Here is a 24526-nt window from a genome sequence, read left to right as displayed (position 1 = left end):
AAAATGGGCGGCGAGAGAGGAGGGATGAAAAAGCCCCTGCCAATGGCTGGCAGGGGCCTGGTTTGTTGAGACCCGGTGAGCCGGGCCTGATTAACAAGGTTCAGGCTGCGTTGGCCAGTGGCTCCTCGCTCTTCTTCTGGTAGGCCTGCGGGGTGAGGCCCAGCAGCTCCTGCACGGTCGAGGCGACGGTAATGGAGGAGACGGTGCCCACCAGGATCCCGGCAAACAGGGTGAAGGAGAAGCCGTAGAGAGTGTCACCGCCAAACAGCAGCAGAGCGCCCACGGTAAACAGGGTGGTGCCCGAGGTGATCATGGTGCGACTGAAGGTCGCCTTGATGGCCACATCGGAGCATTCGTGGATGCCCATCTGGGTACGCGAGCTCAGCAGATCCCGCAACCTGTCCGAGATGACGATGCTGTCGTTGAGGGAGTAGCCGATCACCGCCATCAAGCCGGCGATGATGTTCAGATCGAATTCGATCTGAAAGAGTGACAGCAGTCCCAGTGCCACGATGGCGTCATGGACTACCGAGAGCAGGATGCCGATGGCCTGACGCCACTCGAAGCGAAACGCCAGATAGGCCGACATCGCCAGCGAAGCGACCAGCACGGCCAGCATCCCCTGCTGGAACAGTTCGGCACCCACCTGAGGGCCGACGATGGTGGTGCGCAGCAACTCGACCGGCATCCCCAGCTGTTGGGTCAGCATGGTGGCGAGATCCGCCGCGGGCCAGGGCAGTTCGTGGGGGGGCAGCTTGATCAGCCACTCGCCGGGAATACCGGCCGAGCTCAGCTCAACGGCTCCCGCCAGCGGGGAGACCAGCATAGCATTGAGCTCATGGGCCTCTTTCAGGGTCTGGATATGAAACTCCAGCAGGATCCCGCCGGTAAAATCGAGCCCCAATGTCAGGCCGTTCACCAACAAGATGGCGACACTGGCCACGGTCAGCAGGATGGAAGCCCACAGGCCGATATAACGCCAACGGGTCAACCCCATGGCAACGATCATTCTCAACATAATTCTCTCCTTGGCCAGCCAGCATCAGGCTGTTGGCCCATCACGACGTGTCACGACACGCCGGGAAAATAGTGTTCTGCTTTGGCCGCTCCGGCCATATCCATAGCCGATGGCGCAGCCAAAGCCGCTCATCAGAGGGACTGCTGTCCCGTTACACCTTCAGCGTGCGCTCGCTGCTGCGTCCCCAGAGGGGGTTGATGATGGCGCGCGTCCCCCAGATCCCGGTGATCATGCTGGAGAGCAGACCCAGAATGAGGGTGATGGAGAAGCCCTGCAGCGGCCCGGAGCCGATGGAGTAGAGCACCACAGCGCAGATGAGCGTAGTGATGTTGGCATCAAAAATGGTGTGGAAGGCGGAGCGATAGCCAAAGTCGATGGCGTTGGCCAGTGAGCCCCCTTCTCGCAGACGGTCCCTGATCCGCTCGAAGATCAGCACATGGGTATCTACCGCCATGCCCACCGTCAGTACCAGACCGGCGATCCCCGGCAGGGTCAGCACGGCACCCGGCAGCACTGCCAGCATGCCGACCTGCATCAACAGGTTGGCGACCAGCGCCGTGATGGCAACCCAGCCGAATTTGCGGTACCAGGCCATCATGAACAGCATCATGCCCGCCATGCCGAAGGCCAGCGCGGTGAAGCCCGCCTCGATATTCTGCATCCCCAGCGTCGGGCCAATACTGCGTTCTTCCAGGATCTTGAGAGGGGCGGTGAGGGCGCCGGCGCGCAGCAGCATGGCCAGCTCTTGCGCTTCCGGCAGACTGCCAATGCCGGTGATGCGGAACTGGTTGCCAAGGGCGGTCTGGATGGTGGCGACGTTGATCACCTCGCTCTGGGCGCGCAGTTTGCCCTGAGCGTTGGTCTTGTACTCGGTGAAGACGGTCGCCATCGGCTTGCCCACATGCTGGCGGCTGAACTGGTTCATCTTGCTGCCACCCAGGGTGTCGAGCACGATGTTGACCTGGGGTTGACCCATCTCGCCCATGTTGGCGCGGGCATCGACGATGTGCTCGCCGGTGAGTACCGGCTTGCGTGCCATGCCGACGGCCTGACCGTTGCGATCGGCGATATAGAAATGGCTATCGGCTTTGGCCTCGTAGAAGGCCAGCGAGGCGGTGGCCCCGATCACCTCTTTCGCCTGCTTGGGGTTGTGCACCCCGGGCAGTTCGATACGGATGCCATCTTGGCCCTGACGCACCACTGAGGCCTCGACGATGCCGAGTTCGTTGATCCGTTTTTTCAGGATCGACAGGTTCTGGGTCACGGCGTTGTTGACCAGCAGGGTGCGTTCAGCATCGCTCAGCACCAGTTTCAGGTCATTGCCGGAGCGGGTCAGCTTCCACTGATCCTGACGGGTACCGGCACTCTCTTTGATGATAGAGAGCCAGCTATCCTGTTCGGCCACCTCCGGCAGGGTGACGGCTACGGCGCCCTGTGCCGTGCGCGTGACGCTGGCGCCGCGCAGATTGGCTTCACGGAAGCGGGTGCGCAGGGTATCCACCAGATTCTTGGTCTGATTGTCGATGACAAAGTCCACGTCCACCCCGATCAGCAGCTGGGAGCCGCCACGCAGATCGAGCCCCAGCTTGATGGGGTCGGCGCCGAGGCGGGTGATCCAGGCCGGCGCGTTGGAGTGAAACTCCAGGGTCAGGGCGGCACTGTCGACCCCTTGCTGCTCCAGCAACTGCTTGGCGCGCTGCTGTTCGCCCTGGCTGGCAAAGACCAGCTCGACTCGCTCAGGTTGCTCGATCACCTTGACCGGGGTCAGGTGTTTGTCACTCAGCAACATCTGCTGCTGAGCCGTCAGGCGCTGCTGTCCATGCAGGCCGAGGGAGGGCTGCTCACCGAAAAAGGTGGGCAGGGAGTAAAAGGTAAAGGTCAACAGCATCAACAGCAGCAGTGCGTACTGCCACTTGCTCATGCGGTTGAGAACGGTGCGATTGCTCTTTCTCATGGCAAACAAGCCTCTGTCAGGAGAATGGTGCCCGGGCCGATAGCAACAAGGCTCGGCAAGGCGCAAAAAATGGGATGCATCAGATGCGGATCAGGCAGCCGCCGGATCCGTCAGGAAGAGGAGATGAGCAAACAGTGGATGTGCCAGCCCCTCCGGGGTCAGGCGCTCAGATAGCTCTGGGTGAAGCGGTATTGTAGATGTTGGCGCTGTAGATGGCGCCGGTGGATCGCGCCAAAGCGATCGCGAAAACTCTGTTTGTGATAGAGCTCGGGTGCCAGCATCAGCCAGCCGAGCAGCAAAAGCAGGATGGCCTGGGCCGACCAGCTCTGGATCAGCTCGTAGACCACACTCTTGGGCTGGTTGTCACTGCGCAGGGATTGTTCGAGACGCAGCAGGTGATTCTGATGGCTGCCGACAAACTTGATGATGCCATCATCGCTGTCGCTAAGCTGATTGAACACCTGAGTCTGCTGCTGTTCACTCTGGGGAGATGCGGGTAGCAGCGGGCCTTCCATTCGGGCGATGGAACAAAGCAGGGTGAGGGCGATAACCAGAGTTACCAGCATCAGTTTTACTTTGTCGATAAGGCGCAAAAGTTAATTCCCGATAAATAGAAAGGGCAAACTACCATAAGCGCCCGGTTTGAACAAGGTTGCCCTGGGGGGGGGTGGCTCCATTCGGTGCCTTATATCAGCTGCCGCTCATCTGCTTGAAGTCGCGGGCATAACCCTTGAGCAGGGAGTAGAGATGGGCCCGCTGGGAGATATCCAGCGACTGGCTCATGGCGCTCAGCCAGTTGACGGTACGCTGGCGTGACTGCTCGGTATAGCCGGTAAAGCGGCCATCCATCAGCCCATCCCCCTCGGCCAGCAGGTCAGTCAGCTCGCGGGTAAAGTCGGGACTCTGGCGCTGCTTCATCAGCCTGTCCAGCTCCTGGGTCCAGGACTCCTGAAACTCGAGCCATGGGGGCATCAGCTCGTATTGCCATTCGGCCCACTGGGCCACCAGTGGCGCCTGTGCCGGTTTCACCTCACCAATCCAGAACTCGAGCCGCTTGTTCATCTTGTCGCGAAACTCCGCCAGCATCTGCTCTTTGGGCTCAGTGGCAAAGTCCTTTTGCCGCTCCTGTTGCCGCTTGACCCGATCGGTCATAAAGCGGGCCACCTGCTCGTCGGTCAGGGTGCGCGCCAGCCTGACCGCACGGGGGATAGTGTTTTCCAGCGTGCGGGTCAGGCTCTGCTGCACAGCATCTAGGTTGGTCGAGATCTGCTCCGGCGTCATGGGGCTGGCCACCGCCTTGGCCAGTGCATCGAGATCCCTGGCGTAGCGCGGCAGCTCGTGCTGGCGGTGCCAGGCCATCAGCCCCTTCACTTCGCGGCTGAGCAGATCCTTCTGCGAATAGGAGAGGGCAAAGTAGTCATCCAGCTGCCAGATGATGGCGGTATCGAGCCAGTAGTAGATCACCCGGGTGGAGCAGCCGGTCAGCAGCAGGCCGATCAGCAGCAGACCCCAGGTTTTCGGCTTGTGCCAGCGCACCTTGTTTATCATCTGTTACTCCAGTCGTTGCCGGTTGATGGCGATCAGGGTGTCATAGTCGAGTGAGGGCTGTTGCTCTGCCATCAGCAGGGCCCAGAGCAGGCCGATATAGTCGACCCAGGGTAAAAATGCCTCGCTCTGAAAATCGGGCCACTGGTGGCGCGGCATGGCCTGCAGATAGTGTGCTTCCAGCTCGTCGCGCCGCTCGGCGGGCCACTCATGGGTGCGCTGGATGCTGGCGAGCTCAAAGCCGGGGTGACCTGCCGCGCCATACTCCCAGTCGATGACCCAGGGTTTGCTTCCCAACAAGTTAGCCGGATTGAGATCATGGTGGCAAGGGCGCCAGCAATCATTTGGCTCACTGCTGGTGAGCAAGCTCCGCTCCAGGGCGGGCAGCCAGGAGGGGATGTGGGCCAGTCGGGCGCGATAGCCCGCCGCGTGGGCTCGCACCGCCATCACCACCGCAGGCTGCGGCAGGCGATGGAGCTTGCGCAGTACCTCAGCCAGCAGACGGGGCTGATCGGCTTCCGGTGGCGCCGCGTGTACCCAGTTTGGCTCATCGCACCATTCGAGCAGCATCAGACCGCTGGCGGGATCGCCATAGTGGCAGGGCAGCGCCAATCCTTCTGCCATCGCCCCCTGATAAAGCTGCCACTCGGTGGGACGGTCGATGCCAAGGCGCACCGGGTCGGAGTGGCCCTGACGCAAAAAGTAACTGCGCCCCGAGGGGAGGCGCAGTCGATAGTTGCAGTTGGTCAGACCTAACCCGAGTGGTTCCAGCTGCCCCTCCCGCCAGGGGGCGGGCAGGCTGGCCAGTAGCGGATCACGGTTGCCTGTCACCAGGAGCCTGTTACCAGCCAAAGGTGGATTTCTTCGCCTGTTTGCGGATCTCTTTCTGATCGGCCCAGAGCAGTTCGCCGTTTTGCAGATCCATCAGGTTCATGGTCATCTGGTAGTAGACATCTTTCACCTTGCCATTGTCCTTGACGATGCTGGCGAGGTTGCCATAGACCATGTAGCGGGCACCGGTCTGCTTGCCCAGACGCACCATGGAGGCAGGATCTACCATGCCGCTGCTCTGCTGGTATTCGAGCTGCTGCTTGACGGCGGCCACCTTGCTCATGTCGACGAAGCGGAACTTGCCGGCCCGCAGCAACTTGGTGCGGATGGTATCGGTGATGGCTTCGGTATCGATGTGCTCGGAGGTCTTGTTGCGGATAGAGTCCATAAACATCACCGGACGACCGCCTGCGGTGATCTCGCTGGTGGCAGGGGAGGCGAGCATGGAGTCCGCCATCTTGTCGGCGATGGCCTGCAGATCGCTTGAGCCGTAATCGACGGTGACGGTTTCGGTTTCAGTGGGATCGCCATAGCTGACCGTGGTGCTGGAGCAGCCGCCCAAGAGCAATGCAGAGGTCAATATCAGCAGGGCATGATTCATTTTCATCAGTAGGATTCCTCAATCACTTCGCGTACGTAAATCCGGTAACCCTGCGCCGCCGGGCTGGGCGCCAGGGCCGAGAGGGTGCGGGTCTGATAGCCATGCAGTTTGATGGGGGTCCAGCCGCGGCCATCGCTGGCGACCTCCTGACCGGCCTCATCATACCAATAGAAGATATATTGCAGCTTGTTATCGCCGCGCTGGGTGCTGGCGGCGGCCACATTGACCTGCAGCAGGCCATTTTGCTGGCGGCGGCTCAGCTCGGTCAGGGTGACGTTGACGTTTTGATGGTGCTCCAGCGTGGGAGCACCGCCCGCCGGGCCATAGAGCGCCACGCCTGAGGTGTTGGGGGCGCAGCCGGTCAGCAGCGCGAGCCCGAGGGCCAACCCGTATGATTTCATCTTGCTCTCCTTGATTGGAGGGATTTGGGCAGCACTGAGGGGCTGCCCGTTAATGGTCTTGCTCATCTCTCTTCGCCATCTGCTCAGAGCGGCATCACCCGGGTGGTCAGACCGGCGCCGAGGCGCTGTACCCAGACCAGGGTGGTGCGTCCCTTGTGGATGGTGAGCGGCAATTGCCGCTGCGCTGCCCCCGCGCCCAGGGTGAGATTGATGTCACCTGCCGGCACTATTCCCTGCCAGCTCGATGCCTGCGCTGGCAGCGTTAGCCAGCTGCGGGTATCGGCCCGCTCCGAGAGGGTGTTGAAGATCCCCACCAGAATATTGCCCACATCGCCCCCCTCTTTGGCGGCGGTGCGGCGCATCTGCTCCTTGGCCACCAGTCGCAGCGCCTGGCGGGTCAGCATGCCGGGCAGCCGCTCTTGCAGATCTTTGGCGGCCAGCGCTTCCAGCCTGACCAGCTCGCTGGTCTGCTCGACCCGCTTGCCGACTTCCACCGTCAGCGGGCCGGTGTCGCTGGCCTGATTATCGTAATAGGGGATGGCGACGGTAAAGGTGCGAAAATCGCCGCGGGAGGTAGAGATGGGGAGTGGCAGGAACAGTTCGCGCCGTGGCGGGATCAAACCATCTTCAAACAGCACCACCAGTTGGCCTTGATCTTTTGCAAGCGGCGGTGCTTTGCGGCCTATCTTTTTCTCGGTCTCGCGGATCTCGTCCGGTGAGCCACGCAGCCGCGCCAGACGCAGCAAGGCATCTTGCAGGCTGCGGTTGTCCGGTGCTATCTGGTAGCCGCGCTGATAGTCGACCCAGGCATCGTTGAGATCCCCGGCCGCCTCATAGAGCACGGCGGAAAAATAGAAGGTATAGGCGTTCTGAAAACCGTTCTTGACCTTGCCGATCAACCGGTCGAGATCCGGTGCGCCGCGCGACATCAGCTGGCGCATCTCGCCTTCTGCTTCGGCCTCTTCGCTCTCATCCTTCGCTTTGCGCACCTCATCGGCTCGCCGTTTCAGGGCCTGCTCCTGCACCTGATTGGCCCGGCGCACCTCCACCAGGGCGCCATCGGCATCACCCCGTTGCAGATAGTTGAGGGCCAGATAGTGGTGCAGCATGGTGCGTTCGTAATCGGGAGTACGATAGGCCATCGACTGATCGTTGGTGAGCAGACTGCCCACCTGATCCAGACCGTGGCTCAGCCGGTATTCGGCCTGATTGTCTTCCCACTGAAGGCGGCTGTCGGCGGCAGCGAACGCCTGCTTGCTGCCCGCATCCTGACCGGCGAGCCAGGCAATGCGCCCCTGTTCGAGCCGATCCAGCACAAAGGTGTCATCCCCAAGGGTGGAGTCGCGCACCTCGGGCAGCGCCTCGGCGGCATGGCCCAGCAGCAGCTGGTTGCGCAGTGGCACCATCTGATCGGAGTAGGAGACGAACATATCCTGCCAGCGGGAGGCGCAGCCTCCCAGCAACAGCAGGGCGCCGCAGAGCAACAGGGCGCTGCGGCAGGTTGAGGCGTTGCGATTCATTACAGGCTGAGCAGCGGTCCCAGCGGCTGGCCACCGACCAGATGCATGTGGATGTGGTAGACCTCCTGCCCGCCGTGGCGGTTGCAGTTCATGATGAGGCGGTAGCCATCTTCGGCGATGCCCGCATCGCTGGCCAGCTTGCGGGCCACGGTGAACATCCGGCCAAGGGCCAGTTCATGTTCGGCTTCCACGTCATTGACGGTGGGGATCAGCACATTGGGGATGATCAGAATATGGGTCTTGGCCTTGGGCTGGATATCCCGGAATGCGGTGACCAGATCGTCTTGATAAAGGATGTCGGCGGGGATCTCTTTACGGATGATTTTGCTGAAAATGGTTTCTTGCGCCATGGCTAACTCCCTTATATGAAACAGAAAATTGAACTAGAACCCCAAGCGGCTCCCGAAAGGGGGGCGAGCAGCACGCCAAGTGTGACACAAGCCGACATTTGACACAGCTGATGTCCCATTCCCTTCAGTTATTGTTAAAAATACCGATAGCCAGAGGGACGTCATCTGCAGCGCCTGTTCAGGGTGGTCTGCAGGGTATCAAAAGGACGGGGTACTCAGGCAAGGGACTTTTGCATATACAGCGGGACAATAATGAAACAAACAATGTCGGATCTCTCCATCTTGCAGCGAGTCTACCTTGGCTTCGCGATCCTGGTGGCCGTGATGGTGGCCAGTTCACTGCTCACATTTCGTAGTCAGGAGACCCTGGGGAACGCACTGGAGCAGGTTACCCAGCAGTCTATGCCGCTGGTGATTGCCAGCAGTCAGACCCAGATCACCCTACTCAGCGCCAACAAGTGGCTGGGGGATGTGCTCACCGAGCAGGATCCCAAACAGCTGCCGGCCGAAGTGGCCGAACTCAAACAGGCCAAGGCTGCGGTGGGCAAGAGCCTCGACGTCTTGCGCCAGCAGGTGGCCCACCACCCCGAACTGCAAGGGGAGATGAGCAGCCTCAGCCAGCAGGTCGACAGCTACCTGCAACTGACCGATACCCTGCCCGGCGAACACGAGGCGCTGCTCACCCGACTGCACAAGGTCAATCTGGCCAAGGGGCAGTTTCAGGTCAGTCTGCCCCAGTTCAAGAAGAGTCTGGGTGACATGATGGTCACCATCGACGACAGCTTTATCAAGATGCTCTCCGAGACCCTGACCACCAAGCTCTCCGCCATCGAACTCTCCACCATGGACGCCCTCAATCAGACTATTCCGGCTCCCATCGAAGGGGCGCTCAAGCGCAACAAGATGCAGATCGAGGGGTTCAACAGCACCATCAAGGATCTGCAGGGGGAGCTCAAGAACTTCGAGAACGACATGGGCCACTATGTTCACGGCTTCGTGCGCGACACCACCGCAAGCGAAGGCGTGCTCTCCCAGTATCTGGCGCTGATGAAGCAGCAGGAACAGATGCGGGAGAAGAGCAAGCAGGCGAGCGCTCTCATCGTCGAGATCCAGAACCGGCTTGAGCGGATCACCGGCCAGAGTCAGCAGCTGATGAGTCATAGCATTCAGCACGCCAAAGCCACACAGAGCCAGAGCACCCTGACCCAGGGAACCAGCATCGTAGTCGCCATCCTGATCGCCATGCTGGTGGCTTATACCCTGGGCAAGGCCATTCGCCGTCCGCTCAGGGAGTTGCTGCGGGTGCTGACCGAAGTGACCCAGGGCGACATGACTCAGCGCATCGGTTTTCAGAGCAAGAACGAATTTGGTCAGCTGGGCAGCCAGATCAACCTGCTGATTGCCCAGATGGGGGAGGTGCTGGCACAGCTTTCACAAGCGTCGGCCCAGCTTAACGATGCTGCCCACGGCAATCGCCATACCACCGAATCAGTGCGGGCGGATCTGGAGAAACAGCGGCAGGAGACCGCCTCGGTCGCCGCTGCCATGACCCAGATGGAGGCCTCGGTGCGGGAAGTGGCACAGGCTGCCAACCAGACCCTGGAGCGGGTGCAGGATGTGGAGAAGGCTTCCGAGATGGGGCGCAGGGTGATGGCCGGCAATATCACCACCACTCATCAACTGGCGGGCAAGCTGCAACAGACCGGTAAGGTGATTGGTGATGTGAGCGCCATGAGCAGCCAGATCGGCAACATCCTCGATGTCATTCGCGGCATCGCCGAGCAGACCAACCTGCTGGCCCTCAACGCCGCCATCGAAGCGGCGCGGGCCGGCGAGCAGGGGCGCGGATTTGCGGTGGTGGCGGATGAGGTACGCAGTCTGGCGGGCCGTACCGCCCAGTCCACCAGCGAGATCCAGACCATGATCGAAAACCTGCAGCAGGGAGTCGCCAAGGCGGTGACCGTGATGCAGGAGTGCTCTCGCGAGATGGACAGCTGCGTGGATCAGAGCTCTCACGCCAACAACGCCATGGAGGAGGTGCAGGGAATTGTGGTGCTGATCAGCGACATGTCGAGCCAGATTGCCTCTGCCGCCGAGCAGCAGCAGGCCACCAGCGCCGATATCGCCACCAACCTCAACCGCATTTCCGATATCTCGGATCTCAACTATCAGGGGATCGAGCGGGTGGCCGAGACCAGCCAGCAGCTGGACTCCCTTGCCGAGCAGCAGGAGAGCCTGGTCAAGCGCTTCCGCCTCAGTGCCTGATGATCGAGAGTTGAAACAACAAGGCCCCGCAGATGCGGGGCCTTCTCTTTATAGCGGCAGTGACAAGGGGATCAGGCGTAGGCAATCGCGCCCTTGCCGACCCCTTCATAGGCGACAATCTTGACGAACTTGTCGCCCACCATCTTCTTCACTTCGCGGGCGATGTAGCAGGCCAGCAGCTCAACCGTGGTGTCAGTGTCGATCATCTCCACCTCGGCGCTGGGAATGGCCAGCTGGAACAGCCCTTGCGGCGCCACATATTTGAAGCCGCAGTGATGCTCGCCAAGCTGGGCATTGGCGCGGGGGCTCAAAGCGAGCTCGGTCAGCGCCACCTTGTCCTCCTCGGTGCCGAGGTAGATATCGCCCCAGCGTTCGGCCCAGTTGAGCTCAAGCTCCTGGTCGCGCTCGCCATCGACGTGGATCTCGATGGGAGAGCGGTGGCCGTGGGCGATGCGCTGGCAGTTGCCATCGTGCTTTTTCAGGCCATGGCTGTAGTGGTAGAAGGCACCGGTGATCGCCTCCTGACGTAGGGTCAGGGAGAGATCCTTGATATTGCCCGGCAGCCGTTTGGCCAGCACCGCCAGCAGGTAGCGGGTCACCGACTCTTTATCAACTTGCGGGGCAGGGATAAAGGCAAAGCCCTGGGATGGGCAGCGCAGATGGATGGAGCGACCCGGGCGCAGCAGATCCACTGTGCTTTCGTCACCATCCAGTGTCTCGACGTGGATCAGCGGGCACTCGGTCGGCACCAGCAGCTTGTGGTCCACCTCTTCATCGATGATCGACTTGATCAGCTTCTTTACCCGGCCAAAGTCCAGCAGCATGCTCATTTCGTTGAGCTCACCGCTCATTTCGATATCTACCAGCCAGCTCTCGCCCACCATGCCGCGGCGTTCGCACAGGTAGCTGGAGTCGATCACGGTCAAATCTCTTACAAATAACTTCATCAGTCAGGCCTTGCTACAGAGAAAGGGCAGTTTTGCGCTATTATGACCCGCGATTATCGGCAAAGGAACTGGAACCCCCCATGAACAAACTGCTTATCAAGAATGCCACCTTGGTCAACGAAGGCCGCATCTATGCCTCCGATGTGTTGATCGAGGGGGAACGGATTGCCCGCATCGCCCCGGATATCGAGGCGCCCGATGCGCTGGTTATCGATGCCGCAGGTCGCCATCTCATCCCCGGAATGATCGATGATCAGGTCCACTTCCGGGAGCCGGGATTGACCCACAAGGGGACTATCGCCAGCGAATCCCGCGCCGCCGTCGCCGGTGGCACCACCAGTTTCATGGAAATGCCCAACGTCAATCCCCAGACCACCACCCTCGACGCTCTCGAAGCCAAATACCAGATCGCCGCCAACTCCTCCGTCGCCAACTACAGCTTCTATCTCGGCGCCACCAACGACAACCTTGAAGAGATCAAGCGTCTCGACCCCAAGCAGTCCTGCGGGGTCAAGGTGTTTATGGGCTCCTCGACCGGCAACATGCTGGTGGACAATCAGGAGACCCTGGCGGCCATCTTCCGCGAAAGTCCGGTGATGATCGTGACCCACTGCGAAGACACCCCGACCATCGCCAAGGCCGAAGAGGCGGCGCGAGCCAAGTGGGGCGAGAATGTGCCGATGGGCGAGCACGGCCGCATTCGCAGTGACGAGGCGTGCTACAAATCCTCCAGCATGGCGGTGGCGCTGGCGAAAAAATACGGTGCCAAGCTGCACGTGCTGCATCTGACCTCGGCCAAGGAGCTGTCGCTGTTTACCGCCAGCCACGACCTGAGCGAGCTGAAGGACAAGAACATCACCGCCGAGGTGTGTGTGCACCACCTCTTCTTCAATGATGCCGATTACGAGACCCAGGGCAGCCTGATCAAGTGCAACCCTGCGGTGAAGAGTGCCGCCGACCAGCAGGCACTGCTGGATGCGGTACGCAACGACGTGCTCGACATCATCGCCACCGACCACGCGCCCCACACCTGGGAAGAGAAGCAGAACAGCTACTTCAAGGCGCCGTCTGGCGTACCGTTGGTGCAGCACTCTTTGCAGGCGCTGCTGGAGCTCTACCACAACGGCGTGTTTACCCTGGAGACTATCGTCAAGAAGACCTCCCACGCGGTAGCCGAGCGCTTCCAGGTGCAGGATCGCGGTTATATCCGCGAGGGGTATTTCGCCGATCTGGTGCTGCTGGATCTGGGCAAGCCCTATGTGGTCAACGATGACAACATCCTCTACCACTGTGGCTGGTCGCCCTTCAACGGCTACCGCTTCCACAGCACGGTGGAGATGACGCTGGTGAACGGCCAGATCGCCTGGCAAAACGGGCAGGTGACTGACCAGATCCTGGGCAAGCGGCTGACCTTTAACCGCTGATTGTTCGTAAAGCAGGCGAACGCACCGTGGCCGAGGAATTGGCGGCGTTTCCCTGTTGACAGGGCTAGGTCATCTCCATAAACTCTGCCCCCGTCAGCCGAGCTGACTCCGTCGGTGTGTAGCGCAGCCAGGTAGCGCATCTGCATGGGGTGTAGAGGGTCGGAGGTTCGAATCCTCTCACACCGACCAAATTCCCCGGTAAAGGCCTTGTCAAACGACAAGGCCTTTTCTTTTGCCTGCGATTTGCCGCACAGGCGCGAAGCCAGTGGTGATGCGTGCCGGTCGCTGTTGGCGTGAGCAGATTGTGCAGCCACCGCGCTTTATGGTGTAGTAACAACTCTGTTGCTCATTTGCCTGGCGAGGCCTCTCGTGTCTGCATCCGTATCTAAACCCTGTTGTCTGCTGATGCTCACCCTGCTGCTGGTGGGCTGCGCCACCCCTTACGAGAGTGAAAAGTCATTCTGGAACGGCCAGACCGGTTTCTCCCAGACCCGGCTTGGCCCGGACAAGTGGCAACTGGAGTTTGTCGGCAACGATCTGGTGGACAGGGAGACCGCCCGCAAATATGTGCTCAAGCGGGCAGGGGAGCTGGCACTGGCAGAGGGTTACTCCTGGCTCAAGGTCGATGAGCTGACCATTAACCGCGATGCCGTCAGGGTGACCCCATCACGGCCGATCTTCGGCTTTGACGAGGATGAGCCGGATCTCTTTATGGCCCAGATGCAGGTGCAGCATACCATCTCGGCGCTGCTCACTTTTCGCCTGTTGCCACGGGCACTCGATGAGCGAACTCTGGATGCGAAATATCTCGCCGAAATCAAAATAAACAGTGATTAATATTGGTGGTTTGCAAGATCTATATCACATACACCTAATGGCAGGATAAAATTCTGGATAAAGCCTCTAGATTTACCCCCTGCTTTTAGGCATTCTCCCAGCATACCAGCCGCCAGGAATCAACGGCTCGGATCACAAAAACGGACTGTAGTGGCTCCCACGCCACTGTTTACGGCTTGCACCAATCAAAACCGGGACTCCCCCATGAAAATGAATAAACTGACGGTCGCCATCCTCATCTCAATGATGTTTGGCATCCTCACCGGCCAGGGCTATCGGATGTTTGCCGCAGATCAGGCTGCGGATTTTGCCAATAACATCACGATCCTGACCGATATCTTCCTGCGACTGATCAAGATGATCATCGCTCCCCTGGTCTTCACCACCCTGGTGGTCGGTATCGCCAAGATGGGCGACACCCGCACCGTGGGGCGTATCGGTGCCAAGACCCTCGGCTGGTTCATGCTGGCCTCCCTGATGTCCCTGAGCCTGGGTCTGGTGATGGTGACCCTGATGCAGCCGGGTGTGGGGCTTTCGCTCTCACTGCCCAATGATACCGCCAGCTCTGGCATTGCTGCCGGTGCCATTACCCTGAAAGATTTTGTGACCCACGCCATCCCCAAAAGCGTGGTAGAGGCGATGGCCACCAACGAGATCCTGCAGATCGTGGTCTTCTCCCTGTTCTTTGGTCTGGCCGCTGCGGCGCTGGGCGATCTGGCCAAGCCGGTAGTGGTGCTGATGGCCAGCGCTGCCGAGATCATGCTGAAAGTGACTGGTTATGTGATGAACTTTGCGCCGTTCGCGGTGTTTGGTGCCATCGCCGCCATGGTGGCCAAAGAGGGGCTGGGTATTCTGGTCACCTACGGCAGCTTTATGGCCCAGTTCTATATCGCGCTGGCCTGCCTCTGGCTGCTGCTGATCGCCATGGGCAGCGTCTTCCTGCGTGGTCGCGTCATCAAACTGCTGGCGATGATCCGCGAACCCATCCTGCTCGCCTTCTCGACCGCCAGCTCCGAAGCCGCCTATCCGAAGACCCTGGATCGTCTGGAGAAGTTCGGTTGTGACAAGCGCATCGCCAGCTTCGTGCTGCCGATGGGTTACTCCTTCAACCTCGATGGCTCCATGATGTACTGCACCTTCGCGGTGATGTTCATCGCCCAGGCGTATGGCATCGAGCTCTCCATGGCCCAGCAGATCACCATGCTGCTGCTGCTGATGGTCACCTCCAAGGGGATGGCCGGGGTACCGCGCGCCTCTCTGGTGGTGATTGCCGCGACCCTGAACCAGTTCCATATTCCGGAAGCTGGCATTCTGCTGCTGCTGGGGATCGACCACTTCCTCGACATGGGCCGCTCAGCCACCAACGTGCTGGGCAACGCCATCGCCGCCAGCGTGGTCGCCAAGACCGAAGACAGTCTGGGTGAAACCGTCGCGCTGGGCGAGAGTGAGCCAGCCAAAGCCTGATCACAACGCCATGAAAAATAAACAACAACGGCCCGCCAATGCGGGCCGTTGTTGTTTATGGCTCGTCTACACTGCTAGATAGTTTCCATCTGGAGTGTACGGTTATGAATATTGCTCGTCGACTGCAACTGATAGCGCTGCTGGTGATGCTGACGCTCACTTTTCTCAGTTGGTTCAGTATCAATCGCCTTGGGGCAGGCAACCGTGATTTGAGCTATGTGACGGACAATACGGTGCCCAGTATTTCGCTGATTAAGGAAGTACAGGCCGATTTCTATGAATTGCACTCGCTGGTGCAAACACATGTGCTCAATACCGACTCAAGCAAGATGCAGCAGATTGAAACGGGTATCACCGAGATACGGGGACAAATCAATTCGCTGCTCGACAAATATAAGGCAGAGATGCTCTCCAATGACGAAGATCGGCGCCTGACCGACGATGATCAGCGCATAGTCGCGCAATATTATCAGGAGATAGACAAGGTTCTGCAGCTCTCCCGCCAAAACAAAAACGATGAAGCCAGAGACATGCTGGCGGGAGAGGCATACGCACTGTTCAAGCAGTTTGCCAAGGCCATCGAGCTTCACGTCAACTTCAATATGGATTTGGGACTGGCGCTCAAGAAGCAGGGTCAGGAGAACTACGACAGCAGCCTGCAAACCCTGTTGTTTATCGCCGGTGGTGCCACCGTACTGACGATGGGGCTGTTTGTCTGGTTGTTCAATCAGGTGGCCAATCCCCTTCGCACCGCCATGGATACCCTGACCCGGATCCAGCGTGACCTCAACTTTACCCTGAGAGCAGATGTGAAACAGCAGGATGAGATTGGCCTGACCCTCAATGCGGTCAACCGGCTGCTCGATACGCTGCAACAGACATTTACCGAATTTTCCGTCGGCAGCTTGCAGATCAAGAGCACTGCTGAATCCCTCTCTCAGGCAGCGCAGCACCTTGCCAGCTCGGCTAATCAGGCCAATGATGCCACCAGTCTGATCGCCGCCGGTGTGGAAGAGATGACAGTCAGCATCACCGATATCTCCCAGCGCACTCAGGAGACGAGCCGTATCACCAACGAATCGGGGCAGCTGGCGACCGAGGGGGGCCGGACCATCGAGCGCACCGTTCATGCCATCAACGAGATCGCCGACTCCATTCGGCAGGCCTCGGCCGAGGTCATTGCGCTGGGTGAGGGCATTTCGCGCATTGGCGGTGTGGTCAACGTGATCCGTGATGTGGCAGGGCAGACCAACTTGCTGGCCTTGAACGCGGCCATTGAAGCAGCGAGGGCCGGGGAGTCCGGCCGTGGCTTTGCGGTGGTGGCGGATGAGGTGCGCAAACTGGCAGAGCGGACGGCGCAATCCACCCAGGAGATCTCCGCCACTGTAGAGGCGATCCAGCAGGAGTCGAACAATACGGTCTCCCGCATGCATCTGGTGGAGGAGAAGGTGAGCCAGGGGGTCACCATGGCGACCGAGAGTGGCGCCATTATTGCCGAAATCCGCAGTGCGTCGCACCGGGTGATGGAGCAGGTGGGCGAGATCACCAATGCCATCCGCGAGCAGAGTTCGGCCGCCGAGTCGATTGCCCATCAGGTGGAGCAGATTGCTCAGGTCGTGCAGCAGACCAGCAGCACAGCGGAGGAAACCTCGGCTGCGGCCGAGGAGCTCAATGTCACCACCGAGAGCATCCACCAGCAGATATCCCGTTACCGCATTCAGTAATGCTGACGGTTGTTATCCATCCGCTATCCCCGCCAGCCAGCTGGCGGGGATTTTTTATATGACCTGCTTAGAAGCCTGAGCCCGGTTGCTGCAAAAATGCCGCCTCTTCCGGTGTGCTGGTGCGACCGAGTATGTCGTTGCGGTGGGGGAAGTGGCCAAAGCGTTCGATGATCACCTGATGGCGGCGGGCAAAGTCGGCAAATCCGGCAAAGGTCGCCTGCGCCGGTGTGCCAGCCTGCTCGGCAGCCAGTGCCTCGAACAGCGCCACACTTCTGGCCTGTTGTTCGCGGGATTCGGCATGCTCCAGCGGCAGATAGAAGAAGACCCGCTCCAGTGGCGAGAGGGATTTGTCCGCCCCGATGGATAGCCCTTTCAGGCAGAGATCCCTGGCCAGCGGATCCTGGGCAAAGGCCGCAGGCGTGCCGCGATGGATATTGCGCGGCAGCTGGTCGAGCAGCAGGATCAGCGCTAGCCTGCCGTGGTGCAGATCGGCCCAGTCGGCCAGCTCCCCGTTGGCGGCCGCCTCTGCTTGCGCGCCAAATTGCTTGGCCAGCAGGGCATCCGTTTCGCTGCTTTTTCCCCACCAGAGCGGGGCTTGCCGTGTGGCCCGCAGGACATCATCGGCTTCGTCGCCAAACCAGAAATCGAGCAGAGGTTGCCAGGGTTGCATGGGAACTCCTTGAGGTGATTCAGAGGGAACCAGGAACAAATGGCTCAGGGGTGCTGCCGAAACGGCGGCTTCTCGTTACACTGTGCCATCTTTTGCCCGCAAGACGTAACCCCCGATGGCGAGCGCCGGATTTTTGGCTCGGCCGATGATGGCCTGCGATCGCCATGAGGTGGTCCTGTTGACCCTGGTGGTTATCGGGACGTACACCTCTCTCGCGGTGTTGTTCTCACTGATATAAGGAATCTCTGATATGGCCGGAACCAGTTTGTTGGCCCTGCTCGACGATATCGCCAGCGTGCTTGATGACGTGGCGCTGATGACCAAGATGGCGGCGAAGAAGACTGCCGGGGTGTTGGGGGATGATCTGGCCCTCAACGCGGAGCAGGTTTCCGGGGTGCGCGCCGAGCGGGAGTTGCCGGTGGTGTGGGCGGTGGCCAAGGGGTCATTTCGCAACAAGCTGATTCTGGTGCCCGCCGCCATCGCCATCAGTGCCCTGGTGCCCTGGCTTATCACGCCTCTCTTGATGCTGGGAGGCGCTTACCTCTGCTTTGAGGGGGCCGAGAAGCTGGCCCACAAGTTCCAGCCCCATGAGGCGAGTGAGGGTGAGGCACACACTGCTCCTATTCCCGATGATCTGGTGGCGTTTGAGCAGCAGAAGGTGAAGGGAGCGATCCGCACCGATTTTATTCTCTCTGCCGAGATCATCGTCATCGCCCTTGGCACGGTACAGGGAGCAAGCCTCACGCTGCAGCTCTCGGTAGTGGCGGGCATCGCCCTGCTGATGACCATCGGGGTCTACGGGTTGGTGGGGCTGATCGTCAAGCTCGATGACATCGGTCTGCATCTGCTGCAAAAGCACGATGGCAGCGCCCTGCGCCGCGCTGTGGGGCAGGGTCTGCTGGTGACGGCGCCCCGTCTGATGCACCTGCTGGCACTGGTCGGCACCATCGCCATGTTTATGGTGGGCGGCGGCATTCTGGTGCATGGCTGGCCTTTTGCCCATCACCTGATTGAAGGCGCAGCCGCTGTCGTTGCCACCCTGCCCACTGTAGGGGCCGTACTGGCGGCGGTGACGCCGACCCTGCTCAACGCCGTGGCCGGTGTGGTGGCGGGTCTGCTGCTGGTTGCCGTGATGACGCTGGTGAGCCGTCTTGCCCCGGCCAAGGGATAAGCGAGCTTGCGGGCCATGTTCTCTTTTTTCCTCCCTTCATTTTTTGGCCGTCGGGTTGCCCGGTTTCGGACTTGCTGCCCGCAGGTCTGTTGCGCCTCCCGATAAAGGCCTTTGCGAGAAGCTATGTATCAACAACAGTGGAATAACGACCATATCTACCCGGGCCTCGACAGCCCCGAGCTGGAAGCGGACATGAACGCTGCCCGCCACGCGCTGGAAGAGCTGGCCAGCTATATGGCAGGTCTGGACGGGGTGCGCGGCGATGACGCAGCGCTGCAGGATTTCTTGCGGGAAGTGCGGCTGCGCGCCCGCGATATCCGCCATGTCGGCTGGAACGTCGCCATTCTGGCGGCGTGCCGCGGTAGTCAGGATGCGCGGGATCCGCAGGCCAAACAGCTGGCGTCCCGTGCCCGCGCCCTTAATGCCGATCTGTTCAAGACGCTCGCGCCGGTGGAAGATCTGATGCTGGCGTTGCCGGAGGAGGAATTCGCCGCGCTGATGAGGGATCCGATGCTCGGTGAAGAGGCGTACCGCCTGCGCCACGAGCGTCGTTTGCAGGATCAGCGCTTGCCGGTGGAGGCGGAGCAACTGGTGATCGGTCTGGGTACCGATGGCCTGCACGCCTGGGGCAACCTCTACAACGATCTGGTGGGCAAGATCCGCTTGACCATTGATGGCCGCGAGATGGGGCTGGCCGAGGCGAGCAATCTGCTCTCCAGTCCGGTGCGTGCCCTGCGCCTTGAGGCGTTCGATGCCATCAGCGCCGGTTGGGAAGGTGAGCAGGAGACGGTTGCCGCTATCCTCAATGCCCTCAACGGCTGGCGGCTGGAGCTGGCCCGTCAGCGTGGCAAAACCCGTGTGCTCGATGCGCTGGATCTCTCCTGCCACCAGAGCCATATCGAGCGTGCCACCCTCGATGCCCTGATGAGCGAAACCTGGCGAACCCGTGGGTTGGGCCAGCGGGCGCTGGAGCTGATGGCCGAGCGCCTTGGTCTCGACGATCTGGGGCCGGAGGATCTCTTTGCGCCGCCTCCGGCTTCCAGCAGCCGCGACATTCCTTTTGATGAGGCGATCGAGTTGATTGCCGATGCCTTTAGTCGTTTCGATCCCGAGATGGGGGCGTTTGCCCGTATGATGGCCGAGAAGGGGTGGATTGATGCGGCGCCCACGCCAAATCGCCGCACCGGCGCCTACTGCACCAAGTTTGCCGAACCGGTAGAACCGCGGGTCTTCGTCACCTATGCTGGCACCATGGACAACGTCATTACCCTGGCCCATGAGCTGGGCCACGCCTGGCACAACTGGGTGATCCGCGATCTGCCGATGAGTCAGCGCAGCTATCCCATGACGTTGGCGGAAACGGCCTCCATCTTCGCCGAAACTCTGGTGCGCAGCGCCCTGCTCGAGCAGGCGCAAAGCCCGGAAGAGCAGCTGGCCATCGCCTGGGCCGAGGCCGACGGCGCTGCCACCTTCCTGGTCAATATCCCGGCCCGCTTCGATTTCGAGCGGGCGCTGGTGGCCGAGCGGGCGCAGGGTTATGTATCCGCAGAGCGACTCAAGGCGCTGACCGACGAAGCGTGGGGGCGCTGGTATGAGGGGAGCCTGACCCGCTATCATCCCATGTTCTGGGCGGCCAAGGCGCACTTCTCCATCGCCGGGCTGGGCTTTTACAACTACCCCTATCTGTTCGGTTATCTGTTCAGCCTCGGGGTTTATCAGCAGTTGATGAGCCGCAAGGCGGCGGGGGAAGCGGGAGTTGCTGAGGCGTATCGCGCCTTGCTGCGTGATACCGGCCGAATGAGCGCCGAAGAGCTGGTGGCCAAGCATCTGGGGCAGGATATCCGTGAGGCCGCCTTCTGGCAGGGGAGTCTGGCACACGTAGCGCAGGCGGTAGAGCGCTTCGCGCAGTTGCCTGCCTGATTGGGTCAGCGGTGATATGTACGACAGGCCCCCGGACAGTCTCGCTGTCCGGGGGCCTGTTTGTTATGCCTGCTCTTGCTGCGGTTTGATGGGACCAACGAACAAAGGACGGGTCTGGTGAGTCAGATCCGGCTGATAGCCGTTGAAGAAGAGGTTGAGCAGCACCGAGCTGATGGTGGTCAGCAGGATACCGCTATGAAAAAGCGGTTGTAGCTGCGCCGGAAGCTGCTGGAAAAAATTCCCGGAGACCGTCGGGATCATGCCAATTCCGAGACTGATGGCGACGATATAGAGGTTGTGACGGTTGCTGTTGTAATCGGTGCGCGCCAGGATGCGAATACCGGTGGCCAGCACCATACCGAACATGACGATACCGGCGCCCCCCAGTACGAAGGGCGGTATGGAGGCGACCAGCACCGACATCTTGGGGATGAGGCCAAAGGCGAGCAGGATCCCCCCCGACATCACGCAGACCCAGCGACTAGATACTCCGGTCACGCTCACCAGACCGATATTCTGGGAGAAGGAGGTGTGGGGGAAGCTGTTGAATATCCCACCAATAATGGTGCCGATGCCATCCACCCGCAGCCCGCGCACGATATCACCGCGCCTGGCCGGATGGCCGACGATGTCGCCAAGGGCCAGAAACATCCCCATGGATTCGATAAAGGTGATCAGCATGATCACCGTCAGGGTGGCGATGGAGATGGGATCGAAGGTGGGCCAGCCGAAGGCGAAGGGCACTATGGGGGCAAACCAGGCTGCTTCGCCGAGGCCATCGAGGCTCACTTCGCCCATGGCGATGGCCACCACGAAACCGAAGATGATCCCGAGCAGCACCGAGATATTGCTGAAAAAGCCCTTGGTGAAGCGGGTCACCAGCAGGATAAAGACGAGCACCAGAAAGCTGGTGCCGATATAGCGCAGGCTGCCATATTCCGGATTGCCCTTGCCCCCCGCCATCCAGTCGATCCCCACCTGCATGATGCTGATGCCGATGGAGGTGATAACCACCCCGGTGACGACGGTGGGGAAGAGTGGCATCAGCCTACCTATCAGCGGCACCATCAGGGTCGAGATGATACCGGCGGCGATGGTGGCACCGAAGATGCCCGTCAGCCCCAGATCCGGGTTGGCTCCGATGGCCAGCATCGGCATCACGGCGGCAAAGGTGACCGACATGATGACCGGCAGCCGGATCCCGGCAAAGCGGCCAATCCCGACACATTGCAGCAGGGTGACGATGCCGCAGCAGAAGAGATCCGAACTGATGAGGTAGGAGATTTGATCCTTGGGCAGCCCCAGACTGCCGCCAATCACCAATGGCACCGCCACGGCGCCGGCGTACATCACCAGCACATGTTGCAGGCCCAGGGTAAATAGTTGGCCCATGGGGAGCATGCGCTCCACTTCATCCACCGGGCGCTTGCGCGCACCCGGTCGGGGGGAGGGGGGATTGGTCTCGTTCATGAACAGATCACTCCTTGAAGCCCGCGCAACTGCTACAGGCAAGATAGTGAAAGCCGCAGCTTTCCCGGTCATTGATCTCGTGTATTGACAGATGAGCCAGATCCCTCGGCAGTAGTGAGAGGGATCCGGGGCAGCACGGGTCAGTGCACAAAACATGCACAATGCCGCTCATGAGCGAAAACGTTTGGCGATAACGCCTTGTTTTTGCGGGATGAGTCACATACCGGCCAGATAAGTGTCCGGCTGCTGGCAGGGGAAGGAGGTGGGGGTATCTCAGATTGGTAAGGGGTTTATCATTATCGGTCTGGCGATCTCACTTTGATAGCCGGGCACCATAACGTTGCTCGCAATGCGCCCCTCTGCATGTGACGGCGCTCGCGGGCCGCAGGGCGCAATCGGGGGCGGGGGCGTGATCCAAAGCAAGAAAGTTGGATGTTTTGGTGGCGCACGGGGCCGCCGCTGGGGTAGTTTCGATAAAACCGACACAGATCCTGAGGTCTTATCCATGATCATCTATCTGCATGGCTTTGATGCCACCAGCCCAGGCAATCACGAGAAAGTGCTGCAGTTGCAGTTTATTGATGATGATGTGCGTTTCGTGCACTACAGCACGGTTCACCCCCGTCATGATATGAGCCATCTGCTCAAGGAAGTGAAAAAACAGCTCGATATGAGTACCGATCCCAAACCGCTGATCTGCGGCGTGGGTCTTGGTGGCTACTGGAGCGAGCGGATCGGCTTTCTGTGCGGCATTCGCCAGGTGATCTTCAACCCCAACCTCCATCCGGAAGAGAACATGCAGGGCAAGATCGACCGGCCGGAAGAATATGACGATATCGGTACCAAGTGTGTAACTGAATTTCGTAAGAAAAATTCAGGAAACTGCCTGTGTATCCTTTCCGTTCAGGATGAAGTGCGCGATAATCGGGACACTGAACGTGAATTGAAGAACTATTACGACATCGTGTGGGATGAGCGCGAGACTCATAAGTTCAAAAATATCTCGCATCATCTGCAGCGGATGAAGGCCTTCAAAGAAGCCTGATCCATCACGTCGACCGATTTCGTTTTAGGGAGCCAATGGCTCCCTTTCGTTTTGAGGAACCGAGGAAAATCATCATGATGAATATTGTCGTTGTAGGCGGCGGCGCCGGTGGCCTGGAGCTGGCCACCAGTCTGGGTCGCAAGCTTGGCAAGAAGAACAAGGCCAAGATCACTCTGGTCGATCGCAACCGCACCCACCTGTGGAAACCCCTGCTGCACGAAGTGGCCACCGGCTCCATGGATGCTGGCATCGATGCCCTGAGCTACCAGTCTCACGCCAAGAACCACGGTTTCGACTTCCAGCTCGGCACCCTGACCGACATCAAGCGTGACGATAAACGCATCGTGCTGGCCCCGATCCACGACGACAATGGCGACATCGTGGTCAACGAGCGCGAACTGCCCTACGACTATCTGGTGATGGCCATCGGTTCTGTCTCCAACGACTTCAACACCAAGGGCATCAAGGATCACTGTATCTTCCTCGATAGCCCCTCCCAGGCGCACCGTTTCCACAACAGCATGATGAACCGCTTCCTGCAGTTCGCCACCGAATATAAGCCGGGTGACAAGGTGAAGATTGCCATCGTCGGCGGCGGTGCCACCGGCGTCGAGCTCTCTGCCGAGCTCTACAACGCGGTCGAGCAGCTCTACGCCTACGGCTTCAAGAACCTCACCACCGACAGCCTGAAGGTGACCCTGGTGGAAGCGGGCCCGCGCATTCTGCCGGCTCTGCCGGAGCGCATCAGCGGTGCCGCCCATCAGGAGCTGGTCAAGCTGGGTGTGGACGTGCGTACCGCCACCATGATCACCGAAGCGACCAGCGACGGTCTGCACACCAAGGATGGCGAGCTGATTGAAGCTGACCTGATGGTGTGGGCGGCCGGTATCAAGGCTCCGGATTTCATGAAGGATATCGCTGGTCTTGAGACCAATCGCATCAACCAGCTGGTGGTGAAAGAGACCCTGCAGACTACCCGTGACGAGAACATCTTCGTTATCGGTGACTGCGCAGCCTGCCCGCAGCCGGATGGCAAGTTCGTGCCGCCGCGCGCCCAGTCTGCCCACCAGATGGCCAGCCAGGCATTCAAGAACATTCTGGCCAAGATGAACGGCGGCGAGATGAAGCCCTACCTCTACCACGACCACGGTTCGCTGGTCTCCCTCAGCCGCTTCTCCACCGTGGGCAGCCTGATGGGCAACCTGATGCGCGGCTCCATGATGGTGGAGGGCTACATTGCCCGTCTGGTTTACATCTCCCTCTACCGGATGCACCAGATCGCCCTGCACGGCTACGTCAAGACCGGCCTCATCATGCTGGTGGGTCGCATCAACCGGGTACTGCGCCCGACCCTGAAGCTGCACTAATC

At 60.1% G+C, this 24526-nt stretch carries 21 protein-coding genes and 1 tRNA gene; 10 read left to right on the top strand and 12 right to left on the bottom strand.

Annotated elements, in window-relative coordinates; all coding sequences use genetic code 11:
* Positions 1-100: 100 nt before the first annotated feature.
* From secF to hinT, 9 genes are all read right to left on the bottom strand, one after another.
* The gene (gene secF, locus AB5Y67_RS07840) at positions 101-1018 is read right to left on the bottom strand and encodes a protein translocase subunit SecF (RefSeq protein WP_199427216.1); all 918 of its coding nucleotides are present in this window, start codon (positions 1016-1018) and stop codon (positions 101-103) included.
* Between the two features lie 151 nt (positions 1019-1169).
* Positions 1170-2972 (bottom strand): protein translocase subunit SecD, encoded by a 1803-nt coding sequence (gene secD / locus AB5Y67_RS07835; RefSeq protein ID WP_199427215.1) that lies wholly within the window; start codon positions 2970-2972, stop codon positions 1170-1172.
* Positions 2973-3130: 158 nt separating this feature from the next.
* On the bottom strand, positions 3131-3565 hold the full coding sequence (locus tag AB5Y67_RS07830) for a hypothetical protein (RefSeq protein ID WP_199427214.1): 435 nt from the start codon (positions 3563-3565) through the stop codon (positions 3131-3133).
* Between the two features lie 97 nt (positions 3566-3662).
* A complete protein-coding gene (locus tag AB5Y67_RS07825) occupies positions 3663-4520 on the bottom strand; it encodes a DUF6279 family lipoprotein (RefSeq protein ID WP_005361577.1) in 858 nt (285 codons plus the stop codon).
* Between the two features lie 3 nt (positions 4521-4523).
* Positions 4524-5348, bottom strand: coding sequence for a phosphotransferase (locus tag AB5Y67_RS07820; protein ID WP_234915130.1), 825 nt, complete (start codon positions 5346-5348; stop codon positions 4524-4526).
* Between the two features lie 10 nt (positions 5349-5358).
* Entirely contained in the window at positions 5359-5955 is a 597-nt protein-coding gene (lpoB, locus tag AB5Y67_RS07815; protein WP_005334041.1) for a penicillin-binding protein activator LpoB, read from the bottom strand.
* Positions 5955-6350 carry a YcfL family protein gene (locus AB5Y67_RS07810; RefSeq protein ID WP_199427212.1) on the bottom strand — a complete coding sequence of 132 codons (396 nt, stop codon included), beginning with the start codon at positions 6348-6350 and terminating at the stop codon, positions 5955-5957. The genes lpoB and AB5Y67_RS07810 overlap by 1 nt, the downstream gene beginning before the upstream one ends.
* Before the next feature lie 83 nt (positions 6351-6433).
* Positions 6434-7870 (bottom strand): COG3014 family protein, encoded by a 1437-nt coding sequence (locus AB5Y67_RS07805; protein ID WP_199427211.1) that lies wholly within the window; start codon positions 7868-7870, stop codon positions 6434-6436.
* Positions 7870-8220, bottom strand: a complete 351-nt coding sequence (hinT, locus tag AB5Y67_RS07800) for a purine nucleoside phosphoramidase (protein ID WP_033135280.1) — start codon at positions 8218-8220, stop codon at positions 7870-7872. The genes AB5Y67_RS07805 and hinT overlap by 1 nt, the downstream gene beginning before the upstream one ends.
* 252 nt (positions 8221-8472) lie before the next feature.
* On the opposite strand from hinT, the gene AB5Y67_RS07795 reads away from it, so the two are divergent.
* The gene (locus AB5Y67_RS07795; RefSeq protein WP_199427210.1) at positions 8473-10485 is read left to right on the top strand and encodes a methyl-accepting chemotaxis protein; all 2013 of its coding nucleotides are present in this window, start codon (positions 8473-8475) and stop codon (positions 10483-10485) included.
* A 71-nt stretch (positions 10486-10556) separates the two neighbouring features.
* Here the strand turns inward: AB5Y67_RS07795 and AB5Y67_RS07790 are convergent, their stop codons facing one another.
* The gene (locus AB5Y67_RS07790; protein WP_043819396.1) at positions 10557-11432 is read right to left on the bottom strand and encodes a 6-carboxytetrahydropterin synthase; all 876 of its coding nucleotides are present in this window, start codon (positions 11430-11432) and stop codon (positions 10557-10559) included.
* Between the two features lie 80 nt (positions 11433-11512).
* Between AB5Y67_RS07790 and AB5Y67_RS07785 the strand changes: the two genes are divergently transcribed.
* The 5 genes from AB5Y67_RS07785 to AB5Y67_RS07765 all read left to right on the top strand — a co-directional run bounded on the left by AB5Y67_RS07785 (position 11513) and on the right by AB5Y67_RS07765 (position 16881).
* Complete coding sequence (locus AB5Y67_RS07785; RefSeq protein ID WP_042053202.1) at positions 11513-12856, top strand: dihydroorotase; 1344 nt, start codon at positions 11513-11515, stop codon at positions 12854-12856.
* Positions 12857-12968: 112 nt separating this feature from the next.
* Positions 12969-13045, top strand: a tRNA-Pro gene (locus AB5Y67_RS07780).
* A 216-nt stretch (positions 13046-13261) separates the two neighbouring features.
* On the top strand, positions 13262-13693 hold the full coding sequence (locus AB5Y67_RS07775) for a hypothetical protein (protein ID WP_076492150.1): 432 nt from the start codon (positions 13262-13264) through the stop codon (positions 13691-13693).
* A 204-nt stretch (positions 13694-13897) separates the two neighbouring features.
* A complete protein-coding gene (locus tag AB5Y67_RS07770) occupies positions 13898-15157 on the top strand; it encodes a dicarboxylate/amino acid:cation symporter (protein ID WP_005334018.1) in 1260 nt (419 codons plus the stop codon).
* A 104-nt stretch (positions 15158-15261) separates the two neighbouring features.
* Positions 15262-16881 carry a methyl-accepting chemotaxis protein gene (locus AB5Y67_RS07765; protein ID WP_199427209.1) on the top strand — a complete coding sequence of 540 codons (1620 nt, stop codon included), beginning with the start codon at positions 15262-15264 and terminating at the stop codon, positions 16879-16881.
* 67 nt (positions 16882-16948) lie between these two features.
* Here AB5Y67_RS07765 and AB5Y67_RS07760 read toward each other — a convergent pair whose 3' ends face one another.
* Positions 16949-17551 carry a DUF924 family protein gene (locus AB5Y67_RS07760; protein ID WP_199427208.1) on the bottom strand — a complete coding sequence of 201 codons (603 nt, stop codon included), beginning with the start codon at positions 17549-17551 and terminating at the stop codon, positions 16949-16951.
* 250 nt (positions 17552-17801) lie between these two features.
* Between AB5Y67_RS07760 and AB5Y67_RS07755 the strand changes: the two genes are divergently transcribed.
* Positions 17802-18722: a DUF808 domain-containing protein gene (locus AB5Y67_RS07755; RefSeq protein WP_199427207.1), complete on the top strand. Its 921-nt coding sequence runs from the start codon at positions 17802-17804 to the stop codon at positions 18720-18722.
* A 123-nt stretch (positions 18723-18845) separates the two neighbouring features.
* Positions 18846-20642, top strand: coding sequence for a M3 family oligoendopeptidase (locus AB5Y67_RS07750; RefSeq protein WP_199427206.1), 1797 nt, complete (start codon positions 18846-18848; stop codon positions 20640-20642).
* A gap of 63 nt (positions 20643-20705) precedes the next feature.
* Here AB5Y67_RS07750 and AB5Y67_RS07745 read toward each other — a convergent pair whose 3' ends face one another.
* On the bottom strand, positions 20706-22112 hold the full coding sequence (locus tag AB5Y67_RS07745; RefSeq protein WP_368207655.1) for a nucleobase:cation symporter-2 family protein: 1407 nt from the start codon (positions 22110-22112) through the stop codon (positions 20706-20708).
* Between the two features lie 505 nt (positions 22113-22617).
* On the opposite strand from AB5Y67_RS07745, the gene ycfP reads away from it, so the two are divergent.
* Together ycfP and AB5Y67_RS07735 are read left to right on the top strand one after the other, a co-directional pair.
* Positions 22618-23157, top strand: coding sequence for an alpha/beta hydrolase YcfP (gene ycfP / locus AB5Y67_RS07740; RefSeq protein ID WP_005334000.1), 540 nt, complete (start codon positions 22618-22620; stop codon positions 23155-23157).
* A 74-nt stretch (positions 23158-23231) separates the two neighbouring features.
* On the top strand, positions 23232-24524 hold the full coding sequence (locus tag AB5Y67_RS07735; protein WP_019445491.1) for an NAD(P)/FAD-dependent oxidoreductase: 1293 nt from the start codon (positions 23232-23234) through the stop codon (positions 24522-24524).
* The last annotated feature ends 2 nt before the right edge of the window (positions 24525-24526 follow it).

Origin of the sequence: Aeromonas sp. s12 (assembly GCF_040907925.1) — a bacterium.
Classification (GTDB): domain Bacteria; phylum Pseudomonadota; class Gammaproteobacteria; order Enterobacterales; family Aeromonadaceae; genus Aeromonas; species Aeromonas veronii.
Note: the sequence above shows the minus strand (reverse complement) of the source record. Positions and strands in the feature narration are given on the sequence as shown.